The following is a 12024-nucleotide window of genomic DNA, read 5'->3' on the forward strand; positions in this document are numbered from 1 at the left end:
CCTCAGGTGGTGCGCAATCGGTACGGAGAATGGGGCATCTTCGTCCTGCTCCTGATTTCCATCGGGGTGATCACCGTCGTGCAGTTCTTCGAAGGGCAGGGACATGTCCGCTGGGCCGGCTACTCGGTGCTCGCTCCACTGGTGGCCGGCGCGCTGTTTCCCTTCTGGCGCACTCTGAGCGTGGGCGTCATCACTCTGCTGGCGGTCGTCGCCACCTATGGGTTCGCGGACTACGAGACCTCCGTGGGCGGCCGTGTCGTGGTGCTCACCGCGGTGGCGCTGGCGGTCGTGGTCAGCCTGGTCGTCTGCCGGGTCCGGCTGGAGCGGGAGGAGCACGTCAGGCGGCTGACGGTCGCCAGGGCGCGACTCGCACTGCTCAATGACGCGGGCAATCGGCTCAGCAGCAAACTGGACATGACGCGTACCGCTCATGAACTGGCCGCGGTGGCCGTGCCGAGGCTGAGCGATTTCGCCTCCGTCGACCTGCTCGACTGGGTGCTGTCCGGCCGGGAGCCGCCTCCCGGGCCGGTCACGGGCCCGGTTCTGATGCGCCGGGCCGCCCATGTGTCCGTCCTCGACGAAACCCCCGACGCGGTGCTCGCACTCGGCGGGATCGAGAGGTATCCGGAGCACTCCGCGCCCGCCCGCAGCCTGGTCACCGGCCGCCCCGTGCTCTCCCAGGTGGCGGACGACCCCGAAATAGCGCACTGGCTGGTGCACGACCCCAGCCGCGTCGAACAGGATCGCGGTTACGGGGTCCATTCCGTGATCACCGTGCCGCTCTGTGCCCGTGGAACCGTCCTGGGAGTGGCTGTCTTCGTGCGCCACCGGCGTCCGGCGGCCTTCGACGAGGACGATGTGCGCCTCGCGGAGGAGCTCTGCGCCCGCGCCGCCATGTGCATCGACAACGCCCGCCGCTACACCCGCGAGCGCGCCATCGCGCTGACCCTTCAGCGCAGCCTCCTCCCCAAGCATCTGCCCGAGCAGGCGGCGGTGGAAGTGACCTCCCGCTATCTGCCCGGCGCGTCCCGGGCGGGCGTGGGCGGCGACTGGTTCGACGTGATCCCTCTCTCCGGCGCCCGCGTCGCGCTGGTCGTCGGCGACGTGGTCGGCCATGGTGTGCAGGCCTCCGCGACCATGGGACGGCTGCGCACCGCCGTCCGTACGCTCGCCGACATCGATCTGCCGCCCGACGAGCTGCTCACCCACCTCGACGATCTGGTCCTCCGGCTCTCGGACTCCGTGGAGAGCGACGCCGGAGGCGGCAGCGAGCTGGGTGCCACATGTCTGTACGCGGTCTACGACCCCGTCTCCCAGAGCTGCACCGTCGCCCGCGCCGGGCACCCGGCCCCGGCCCTTGTCAGGCCCGACGGCGAGGTCGAGTTCCTCGATCTGCCGCAGGGGCCTCCGCTGGGCGTGGGCGGCCTGCCCTTCGAGTCGGTGGAGATCGAACTGCCGGAAGGCAGCCTCCTCGCCCTGTACACGGACGGGCTGGTCGAGCCTCGGGGACCCGGCACCGGCGCCGGCGACGGGCTCGCGGACCTGCGCCGTTCGCTGGCCAACCCGGTCATGTCGCTGGACGACCTCAGCGACAGCGTGCTGAAGGCCATGCGCCCGCACCGCCGCAACGACGACATCGCCCTGCTGATAGCCCGCACGCGCATCCTGCACGCCGACCAGGTGGCCTGCTGGGATCTGCCGCCCGATCCCGCCGTCGTCGCCCGCGCGCGCGAACAGGTGTCCAGCCAACTGATCGCCTGGGGACTCGAAGACATCGGATTCACCACCGAACTGGTGGTCAGCGAGCTGGTCACCAACGCCATCCGGTACGCCGACGCTCCCATCCAGCTACGCCTCATCCGGGACCGTGTCCTCATCTCCGAGGTCTCCGACGCCACCAGCACCTCCCCGCATCTGCGCCGGGCCCGTGCCTTCGACGAGGGTGGACGAGGGCTCTTCCTTGTCGCCCAGCTCAGCCAGCGCTGGGGCAGCCGTCAGACGCCCAATGGCAAGACCATCTGGGCCGAACAGCCCGTAAGGCCCTGACCGGCGGTATCCGAAGGGCCGCCGCGTCGGCGGTCCAGGAACCCCGGTGGTCATGGCCCGGGCGTGTCGCACCAGGTGGCGCCGCACGGCAGGGCGTGTCGCGAGCCGGGCGGAACGGTCGCGACACGTCCTGACCGGCATCGGGCGTCCATATGGCCGGGCCCCACCGCTGCGCGCGATTGATAGGGGTCCGGCCCGTGCTCCGGCGCCTGCGAGCGGCCCTAGTGTCCCTATCTCGCAAGAGGGGGGACAGCCCTGAGAAGGAGCCGCCATGCAGAGAAGCCGTACGCCGAGAAGACTCTCCACCGCGGGACTGTTACTCGCGCTGTTGATCGCGTTGATCGGTGCGGGCGGACCCGGGTTCGTGCCCGCGGCGCAGGCCGCGACACTCACCGAGGTCACCGGTTTCGGTACGAACCCCGGCAATTTGCGCATGTTCCGCTATGTGCCGGACGGGCTGCCCGCAGGCCGTCCTCTGGTCGTGGCGATGCACGGCTGCACCCAGTCGGCCGCCGCGTACGACTCGGAGACCGGCTGGACCACCTGGGCCGACCGGTGGGGCTTCGCGCTTCTGCTGCCGCAGCAGCAGTCCGGCAACAATCTCAACTCCTGTTTCAACTGGTTCGAATCGGCGGACATCGGACGGGGCTCGGGCGAGGCGCTGTCGGTCAAACAGATGACGGACCGGATGAAGGCCGACCTGGGCAGTGATCCCGCCCGTGTCTACGCGACCGGGCTCTCCGCGGGCGCGGCGATGACCAATGTCATGCTCGCCGCCTATCCGGACGTCTTCAGCGCCGGAGCGCCGGTGGCCGGTCTGCCGTACGGCTGCGCGACCAGCGTGGTCGCCGCCTTCGGCTGCATGAGCCCAGGGACGAACATGTCGCCGGCCGCCTGGGCCGCCAAGGTCAGTGCCGCCTATCCCGGTTACGGCGGGCCATGGCCGGCGGTCTCCGTCTGGCAGGGCAGCGGTGACACGACCGTCGCTCCCGCCAATATGACCGAGACCGTGGAGCAGTGGACGGCGGTGCACGGCACGGACACCACGGCCGACGCCACCGACACGGTCGCCGGCTATCCGCACGCGGTGTACCGCGACGGCGCCGGGCGCGCCGTGGTGGAGACGTACTCGATCACCGGCATGGGACACGGCCAGCCGGTCGATCCGGGCACGGGAGCGGAGCAGTGCGGTACGGCGGGGGCGTACATCCTCGACGTCAACCTGTGCGCCTCGTACCGGATCGGACAGTTCTGGGGCCTGAGCGGCGGAGGCGGCACACCCGGAGACCCGGGCGATCCCGGAGACCCGGGCGATCCCGGGAACGGGACGCAGACCACGGTGTTTTCGAGCGTGGCCGCGGAAGACGGATATGTGAAGGCGTCGGCGACCGGAGCCGGTTCGGCCGTCGGCACGCTCGAAGGCAGTCTCGGCGTGGCGGTCGGCCGGGGCATCGACGGGCTGCACAACCGGACCCTGCTCTCGTTCGACACCTCCTCCGTCCCGGACGGCGCGACCGTGAAGAGGGCGTTCCTGACGGTGACGCGCGCCAGCGGCAGTGGTGACCTCTGGGCGGCCGGGAACAGGATCGTTCTGGACATCAGAACGGGCTGCTTCGGCGCGGCCTGCGCGACCGGCGCCGACGACTGGGCGGCCCCGGCCTCGGTGGCGGCCGCGGCCGAGATCGGCAGCTTTACGTCGGGGACGAAGGCGTCGGGCGACTTCACCGCGGTCAACCGCACCGGCACGACGCAGGTGCGGTTGCGCCTCGCCTCCGAACCGGCCGGCACGGCGTACGCCTTCTTGCGGTCCGGCTCCGGCGCGACCCTCACGGTGGAGTGGGAATAGGCCATGTGGCGCCGGAGAGGTGCCGGGCGACCGCTGCCCGGCATCTCTCCGCGCGAACCGGCGCCCGCGGCAGCGCCGTCAGGCGGGCCGCAGGCCGGGCCGGCCCGCCTCGGTCACGAATGAGGTACGGGTGCTGACCGGGGCGCCGGGTCTGGTGACATACGGGAGCACCCGGAAGTCGGCCCGGCAGGTCTCCGGAGTGAGCGAGCAACGCACGTAACCGCGCTGGTAGTTGGTGAATTTGATGTGCGGGTTGGCGGCGAGCAGATCCGCCCCGGAAGGGTCCAGGTCCATGCCGTCGGACTTGGTGGAGATGGAGGTGCCGACGAACTCGACGCCGATCGTGGGCGAGTCCGGATCGTCGAAGTCCCGCTTGAGGTCGGCGGCGAGGTGCCGGTGCATGTCGCCGGTCAGCACGACCGGATTGTTCACGCCCCGGGCGGCGATCTCCTCGAACAGCCGCTGACGCGAGTGCGCGTAGCCGTCCCAGAAGTCCATGACGAAGGACTGCCCGGGTCCGGTGTCGGTGTCGACCTGCGTCACCGGAATCTGCTGAGGGATGAGGTTCCAGGTCGCGCCCGAACGCCCGAGGCTGTTGTAGAGCCAGCTCTCCTGCTCCGCGCCGAGGATGCTGCGGCCGGGTGACAGCCGTTCGTCACAGCCGCTCTTGATGCCGTCGCCGCAGGGCTGGTCGTCACGGAACCGGCGGGTGTCGAGGATATGGAAGCTGGCCATCCGGCCGTACCGCAGACGGCGGTACATACGGGTGTCGAAGCCCCGCGGTTTGTTGGGCAGACGCAGCGGAAGGTGCTCGTAATAGGCCTGAAAGGCCGCGGCGGCGCGTTCACGGAAGACCGCGGGGTCCTGGTCCGGTTCGCCGTCGACCGTGGAGATGTCGCCTGCCCAGTTGTCCTCGACCTCGTGGTCGTCCCAGACGACGGCCCACGGGTGGGCCTGGTGGGCGGCGATGAGGTCGGCGTCGAAGCGGTGGAGGGCGTGCCGGTTCCGGTATTGGGCGAGGTTCATCGGTTCGGGGCGCAGCTCGGCGTCCACCGGGACGCCGCGTACACCGCCCATCGCGTCGATGGCGTTCTCATAGATGTAGTCGCCGAGATGCAGGACAAGATCCACATCTTCCTCGGCGAGATGCCGGTGGGCCGTGTAGAAGCCCTCGAACCAGGCCTGACAGGACGCGAAGGCGAAATTCAGCACCGTGGGACGGCTGTACGGAGGAGGCGCGGTGCGGGTGCGGCCCACCGGGCTGACCACGCCGCCCGCGCGGAAACGGTAGTAGTACTGCCGGCCGGCCAGTAGTCCCGACACCTCGACATGGACCGAGTGGGCCAGCTCCGGTATGGCCCGGGTCCAGCCCCGGCGTACGACGAAGCGGAACCGTTCGTCGGCGGCGACCTCCCAGAAGACCCCGACCGGATGCGGCGGCATACCGCCGGCGCCGTCCGGCGCGAGGGGATGCGGCGCGAGGCGGGTCCACAGCACGAATCCGTCGGGCCACGGATCGCCGGACGCGACTCCCAGCGTGAAGGGATCCTGGCGGAAGCGGAGTTCCTCGGCCCCGGCCCTGCCCGCCGACAGGCCACCCGCGGCGAGTGCCAACGCGACGGCCCCGGAGGCGCCGAGCAGCGAGCGCCGTCCCAATCCTCTGGCCCCTTTGGCTCCGCCGCTGGTCCGACTGCTCATTCGCATGAAAGCTGGTCCGTTCGTCGTGCGAGGAACCGCGGGAACCGCCAGGCTCACGACGGGATCCGCGCGTGATTTAACGTTCCTTGGTGTGGTAATCACAGCGTGAATATCACGGGAGAATCACGCGTCACAAGAGTGCCTTCCACCGGGTGGGAACGCCTGTACCAGGCGCCTGTTCGGGTGTGCGGACCCTGTCGCGAGTTGGCGAATCCACGCACCGGTAACACCCTTGACACCTCTCGCGAGGGGCTCATAGTCTCCACGCCACAGAATTGACGTTGGATTTAACATCCAAAGACGGCCGTCTTCACGCCGGGCGAGTGACGACGAGCGGCCCGCGGTGACGCGCCCTTCCCGGCGCGAAGGAAGGACGTGCTCGTGTCCGGTTCCCCGGCAGCGGACATGCCCGCTCCCCGTCCCGCCGAAGGACCAGCGGCCGGCCGTCACGCAGCCCCGGGCCTGCGGCCCTACGCCCTGCGATGCGACCACCGCACCACCCCGCTGGGCATCGACGAGCCCGCGCCGCTGCTCTCGTGGCGCCTGGCGTCCGGCGTCCGCGCCGACGATCCCACCGCCTACCGGGTCAGGGTCGCGGAGCGGCCGGAGGACCTGGACCACGGCGGCCGTCCGCTCTGGGACACCGGCCGGGTCGAGGATCCCGGCGCGATCGGAGTCGTCTTCGCCGGTCCCGCGCTGACGGCCCGTACGCGCTACCACTGGCGGGTCGCCGTATGGTCGTCCGGCGCGGCGGCCCCCGCCGAGGCCATGTCCTGGTTCGAGACCGCGGTGTATGACACCGGCGCCTGGCGCGCCTCGTGGATCACCCACGATCCACACCCGATCGACGTGGTGGACGCGCCCACCGAGGGCGCACACGCCCTCGACAACCACGGACTCACTCCCTGTCCGCTTCTGCGCCGCACCTTCACCGGCTCCGCCGACGGCCGGGCCCGGCTTCAGGTGAGCGCGCGCGGCCTGTACGAGGTCCGGCTCAACGGCACACGCGTCGGCGACGCGGAACTCGCGCCCGGCTGGACCGACTACACGCACCGCGTCCAGTACCAGACGTACGACGTCTCCGAGCTGATCCGCGACGGCGAGAACGTCCTCGCGGCGACCGTCGCCGACGGCTGGTGGAGCGGATTCGTCGGCTTCGAACCACGCAGGGCCGGAGCTCATTACGGGTCCTTCCCGCAGTTCCTGGCCGAACTCCACCTCGCCACCGCGGACGGCCGCGCGACCACGGTCGTCACCGACGACGCGTGGCGCACACACACCGGCGCGATCCGCCACGCGGACCTGCTCATGGGGGAGTGCCACGACCTGCGGCACGCGGTGGACGGCTGGGACCTGCCCGGCTTCGACGACACCGGCTGGGCGCCGGCCCGGGTGACGGACGCCGACCACCGGCTGCTCGTGGCCTCCGTCGACGAACCCGTACGGGCCATGGCCGAGCTGCGCCCTCGCTCGGTCACACGCGTCTCGCACGACGTCCATGTCGTCGACTTCGGCCAGAACATCGCCGGCCGTGTGCGGCTCCGCGTCGACGGACTCGCCTCCGGCGCGCGGGTGGTCGTCCGCCACGCCGAAGTGCTGGACGAGACCCACCGCCTGTACACGGCCAATCTGCGTACGGCGGCGGCGACCGATGTGCTGATCGGCGACGGACGCGACCATGTCGTGTTCGAGCCACGCTTCACCTATCACGGCTTCCGGTATGCGGAGATCAGCGGAGTCCGCGAGCTGTCCGGCTCGGACGTCGTCGCCGTGGCACTGCACAGCGACACGCCGTGGACCGGTACGTTCGACTGCTCGGATCCGGAGATCCGACTGCTCCACGAGTGTGTCACGTGGGGACAGCGCTCCAACTTCGTCAGCGTTCCCACGGACTGTCCGCAGCGCGACGAACGGCTCGGCTGGCTCGCCGACGCGCAGGTGTTTTTGCCCACGGCCGCGCTCAACGCCGACGTGGCGGCGTTCTTCACCAAGTGGCTGCGCGACGTCGACGACGCACGCACCCCGGACGGCGGTTTCACCAATGTCGCGCCCCGGCTCACCGGTGTCGCGGACGAGGGAGCCCCCGGCTGGGGCGACGCGGGCGTGATCGTCCCGTGGCACCTCTACCGCACCTACGACGACCCGCGCTTCCTCGCCCGCGCGCTGGACTCCATGCGCGACTGGGTCGACCTGATCCACCGCCACAACCCTGATCTGATCTGGCGCCGGCGGGTCGGCCCGCACTTCTCCGACTGGCTCGCCCCGGGCACACCGACGCCGCGCGATGTCATCGCCACCGCCTACTTCGCTCACAGCACCCACCTCACCGCCAGGGCCGCCGACGTCCTGGGACACCGGGACGCCGCACGCGCCTACCACCGACTCGCCGCCGGCATCCGCACCGCGTTCGCCGAGCGATTTGTCACCGTCAACGACAACACCATCACTGACCAGCCCGCTCTGCGCGTCGCGGGCGACACCCAAACCGGTTACCTCGTCGCCCTCGCGTTCGGCCTGCTGCCCGAGAAGCACACCGACGCCGCCGCCCGCCGGCTCGCGGAACTGATCGAGACGGCCGGTCCCGCACTCCAGACCGGCTTCCTCGGAGTCGCGCTCGCCGCGCCCGTGCTGGACGCGTACGGCAGGGCCGACCTCGCGCACGCCCTGCTGCGCCGCACCGAGGTGCCCTCATGGCTCTTTCCGCTGCGCCACGGCGCCACCACGATCTGGGAACGCTGGGACGGCTGGACGCCCGAGACCGGGTTCCGCGCACCGTCGATGAACTCGTTCAACCACTACGCGCTCGGCTCGATCGGTGAATGGCTCTACCGCGGTGTCGCGGGCCTCGACCAGAGCGCGGACTCCACCGGATACCGGCAGTTGAGTGTCCGGCCCAGCCTCGGCGGCCTCAGCCACGCGAGCGCCCGGTACGAATCGGTACGCGGCACCGTCGCGGTCGGCTGGCAGCGGCGGGACGACACGTTCTCGCTGCGGGTACGGGTACCACCGGGCGCCACCGCCGAGGTGGCCGTGCCCACCACGGATCCCCGCTCGGTCCGGGAATCGGGCGTGGCCGCGGCGGACGGTGACCACATCACGCGTCTCGCCACCGCCTCCGGCCATGTCGTGTACCGCGTGGCCTCGGGCGTCTATCACTTCACCGCCGCCTTCCGCCCGGCGAGCGCGCCCGCCGAAGCGTCCCGGCTCGCACCGAGCGCGACCGCGCCATCGTCCGCAGGCCCCCACGAGGAGGACACACCATGAGCACGGTTTCCCGAAGCCTGCCCGGCCCGGGCACGGTCGGCCGCCGCGGATTCCTCCGTGCCGGCGGCGGGGTCGCGGCCGCCGCCGCGCTCGCGCCGCTCCTCACCGCGTGCTCCGGTTCGGACCGTTCCGGCACGGTGCGCATAGTCGGCGTCGCCGACCAGCAGAAGCCGATCGAGGAACTCCTGGCCCTGTACCGGCGCGGCCGCCCCGACGACGACTTCAGCACCTCCTTCGCGCCAACAGACCAGGTACAGACCGTCGTACGCACCCAGCTCGCCGGCGGGAACGCTCCCGACGTGCATGTGCTGTTTCCCGGCAGCGGCAGCGCCATGTCCATGGTCGAGCTGGCCAAGGCCGGACTCCTCGCCGACCTCGGCGGGCAGGCATGGACCCGGGACATCCCGGCGAACTTCGACGCCGCCTACCGCCGCGAGGGCAAGACCTATCTGTACTCGGCGGGCAGCAGCGTCATCGGAGCCGTCTACAACAAGAAGACCTTCGCCGAGGCCGGCGTCCGCCCGCCCAGGACCTGGAGCCAACTGCTCGACGTCTGCGCCAGGCTCAAGGCCAGGGGCATCGTGCCCATCGCGCTCGGCGCCGGGACTCCCTGGGTCACCCAACTGATCACCTACGCGCTGGTTCCCGACGCCGTCTACGCCAAGGACCCGCGCTTCGACGACGAGATGGCCGCCGGACGCGCGAACTTCCGCGGCTCCGGCTGGGCCGACGCCATGAGGAAGTACCAGGAGTTGCAGCGCCGGGGCTTCTTCAACGCCAACCCCAACGGCACCACCTTCGAGCAGCAGACCTCGCTCGTCGCCACCGGAAAGGCGGCCATGGCCGTCCAGGTCTCCGCCGTGCTCACCAACTACCGCCAGGCCGCGCAGAGCCCCGACGACCTGGGCATGTTTCCCTTTCCCGGCGGTGACGACGCGGAGCGGCAGTGGATTCCGGCGGGCATCGTCGTCGGCCTCGGCGTCTCCGCCCGCGCCAGGAACGCGGCGCGGGCCAAGGCGTTCGTCGAGTTCCTCGGACGGCAGGAGAACATCAACCGCTGGGCGACGGCCGTCTCGGCCATCCCCTTCACACGCGACGCGTCCACCAGGATCGATCCCGTCCTGGCCGGCTTCCTGCCCATCATCGACGGCGGCCGGGCCGTCCCCTTCATGGACCAGCGCTGGCCCAACGCCGAGGTGCAGCCCGCCCACTTCGCGGCCGTACAGGATCTGCTCGCCGGTACGACGGATGTCGACGGCGCACTGGGACGGATGGACGAGGCCTACGGGAAGAGGTCATGAGCCCAGGGCCCGGTCCCGGTCCGTTCACCGAGGCCGGTACCGTCGCCGCCCGCGCGAACACTCCGGGCACCGGCGACAAGGCCCGGAACCCGGCCGGACCCCGCCGGACCCGGTGGCGCCGTGACCGGGCCGTACCGTCCTGGATCTTTGTCGCACCGGCGCTCGCCGTGTACGCCGTCGTCGTCCTCTATCCGAGTCTGGCGGGTGTGGTCTACGGCTTCACCGACTGGTCCGGTGTCGGCGCCTTCTCGTTCGTGGGCCTGGACAACTTCCGCGCTCTGCTGGACGACGACCGCGCCCTGGAGTCGGTGGGCAACACGTTCCTGCTCACCGTCGCGGTGGTTGTCGTCCAGAACGGCATCGGCCTGCTGCTCGCGCTCGGCGTCCACACGAACATCACGTCCCGTTCGCTGCTGCGCGTTGTCTTCTTCGCGCCCGCCGTCGTCAGTCCCGTCATGGTCGCGTTCCTCTGGAAGTACGTCTACAACCCCGACGACGGCGCCGGCCTCAACGGCGTCCTCGGCGCCGTCGGACTCGGCGGCCTGCGCCAGGACTGGCTCGGCGACCCCTCGCTCGCCCTGTGGTCCGTGGCCGCCATGGTCGTATGGCAGTACGCCGGCTACTCGATGGTCATCTTCCTCGCCGGTCTGGAAGGCGTCCCCGCCGAACTCCACGAGGCCGCCAGAATCGACGGCGCCGGCACCTGGCAGCGCTTCCGCCATGTCACCTGGCCGCTCCTGGCACCCGCGCTGACCATCAATCTCATGCTGTCGACCATCGGCGGCCTGAAACTCTTCGACCAGGTCTACGCCGCCACCAACGGCGGACCCGGCTCCTCCAGCGAGACGCTGTCGACCGTGCTCTACAAGGAAGCCTTCGTCTACGGCAAGTTCGGCTACAGCACCGCCGTCGCCCTGGTCCTGGCGCTGTTCGTCGCCGCGGTCTCACTGGTCCAACTGCGTTTTCTGCGCGCCCGGGAGGTAACCGCGTGAGCACCGCCACCGCGCCGCCGTCGACAGGCACACCGCGGCAGGACCGCCGCAGGCCGAGAGCCGGATACGGACGCTACGGCCTCGAACTGGTCATGATCGCCGTCGCGGTGATCTTCCTGTTTCCCGTCTACGCCCTGGTCACCCTCGCGCTGAAGGACCCTCGGCAGATCGCCGAATCGCCTCTGTCGCCACCGTCTCCGCCCACGCTGGACAACTTCCGCGATGCCTGGTCCTCGGCGTCCCTCGGTCCCGCACTCGTCAACAGCACGATCATCACGGCCGTCAGCCTGCTCCTGCTCGTCGTCCTCGGCTCCACGGGCGCCTATTACCTCGCGCGCCGGGCCGGCGGACTCGGCTACGGGCTGTACATCCTGTTCCTGCTGGGCATCGTGCTGCCGTTCCAGCTCGGGATGATCCCGCTGTACAAGCTGGTCGACGACCTCGGCTGGCTCGGTACGTACCACGGCATGGTCCTGTTCTACACAGGCATCCAACTGCCGTTCACCGTGTTCCTCTACACCGGGTTCATCCGCGCCCTGCCGCCGGACTACGCGCAGGCCGCGCTCATCGACGGCTGCGACCACCGCCAGGCGTTCACCAGGATCGTCTTCCCACTGCTGCGGCCGATCACCGGCACGGTGATCATCCTGAACGCCGTCTTCATCTGGAACGACTTCTTCACGCCGCTGCTGTACCTCGGCGGGTCCGGCAAGGAGACCGTCCCCGTGGGCGTGTTCTCGTTCGTGGGCCAGTACGTCTCCGACTACGGTCTTGTCTTCGCCGGCCTCGTCCTCGCCGCGCTGCCCGTCCTGGTGGTCTTCCTGCTTCTCCAGCGCTATGTGATCAAGGGCTTCGCGGGTGGCCTCAAGGGCTGAAC

At 70.3% G+C, this 12024-nt stretch carries 7 protein-coding genes; 6 read left to right on the forward strand and 1 reads right to left on the reverse strand.

Going from position 1 to position 12024, the window contains the following annotated elements; translation table 11 throughout:
• The first annotated feature begins 6 nt into the window (after nt 1–6).
• Together PV679_RS05905 and PV679_RS05910 are read left to right on the forward strand one after the other, a co-directional pair.
• Complete coding sequence (locus tag PV679_RS05905) at nt 7–2046, forward strand: SpoIIE family protein phosphatase (RefSeq protein WP_319678955.1); 2040 nt, start codon at nt 7–9, stop codon at nt 2044–2046.
• A gap of 271 nt (nt 2047–2317) precedes the next feature.
• Nucleotides 2318–3892, forward strand: a complete 1575-nt coding sequence (locus PV679_RS05910) for a PHB depolymerase family esterase (protein ID WP_319678956.1) — start codon at nt 2318–2320, stop codon at nt 3890–3892.
• A 78-nt stretch (nt 3893–3970) separates the two neighbouring features.
• Here PV679_RS05910 and PV679_RS05915 read toward each other — a convergent pair whose 3' ends face one another.
• The gene (locus PV679_RS05915) at nt 3971–5596 is read right to left on the reverse strand and encodes an alkaline phosphatase D family protein (protein WP_319678957.1); all 1626 of its coding nucleotides are present in this window, start codon (nt 5594–5596) and stop codon (nt 3971–3973) included.
• 375 nt (nt 5597–5971) lie between these two features.
• Between PV679_RS05915 and PV679_RS05920 the strand changes: the two genes are divergently transcribed.
• From PV679_RS05920 to PV679_RS05935, 4 genes are read left to right on the forward strand one after another with little or no spacing between them, the layout of a single operon-like run.
• Nucleotides 5972–8854: an alpha-L-rhamnosidase gene (locus tag PV679_RS05920; RefSeq protein ID WP_319678958.1), complete on the forward strand. Its 2883-nt coding sequence runs from the start codon at nt 5972–5974 to the stop codon at nt 8852–8854.
• Nucleotides 8851–10155, forward strand: a complete 1305-nt coding sequence (locus tag PV679_RS05925; protein ID WP_319678959.1) for an extracellular solute-binding protein — start codon at nt 8851–8853, stop codon at nt 10153–10155. The genes PV679_RS05920 and PV679_RS05925 overlap by 4 nt, the downstream gene beginning before the upstream one ends.
• Nucleotides 10152–11147 carry a sugar ABC transporter permease gene (locus PV679_RS05930; protein ID WP_319678960.1) on the forward strand — a complete coding sequence of 332 codons (996 nt, stop codon included), beginning with the start codon at nt 10152–10154 and terminating at the stop codon, nt 11145–11147. The genes PV679_RS05925 and PV679_RS05930 overlap by 4 nt, the downstream gene beginning before the upstream one ends.
• The gene (locus PV679_RS05935; RefSeq protein ID WP_319678961.1) at nt 11144–12022 is read left to right on the forward strand and encodes a carbohydrate ABC transporter permease; all 879 of its coding nucleotides are present in this window, start codon (nt 11144–11146) and stop codon (nt 12020–12022) included. The genes PV679_RS05930 and PV679_RS05935 overlap by 4 nt, the downstream gene beginning before the upstream one ends.
• Nucleotides 12023–12024: the final 2 nt, after the last annotated feature.

Origin of the sequence: Streptomyces sp. AK02-01A (assembly GCF_033795305.1) — a bacterium.
Classification (GTDB): Bacteria; Actinomycetota; Actinomycetes; order Streptomycetales; family Streptomycetaceae; genus Streptomyces.

What these genes read in the sequence shown, in the direction of transcription:
- PV679_RS05910 (WP_319678956.1), top strand. Translation starts at nt 2,318, where the DNA reads ATGCAGAGAAGCCGTACGCCGAGAAGACTCTCCACCGCGGGACTGTTA.
- PV679_RS05915 (WP_319678957.1), bottom strand. Translation starts at nt 5,596, where the DNA reads ATGCGAATGAGCAGTCGGACCAGCGGCGGAGCCAAAGGGGCCAGAGGA.
- PV679_RS05925 (WP_319678959.1), top strand. Translation starts at nt 8,851, where the DNA reads ATGAGCACGGTTTCCCGAAGCCTGCCCGGCCCGGGCACGGTCGGCCGC.
- PV679_RS05930 (WP_319678960.1), top strand. Translation starts at nt 10,152, where the DNA reads ATGAGCCCAGGGCCCGGTCCCGGTCCGTTCACCGAGGCCGGTACCGTC.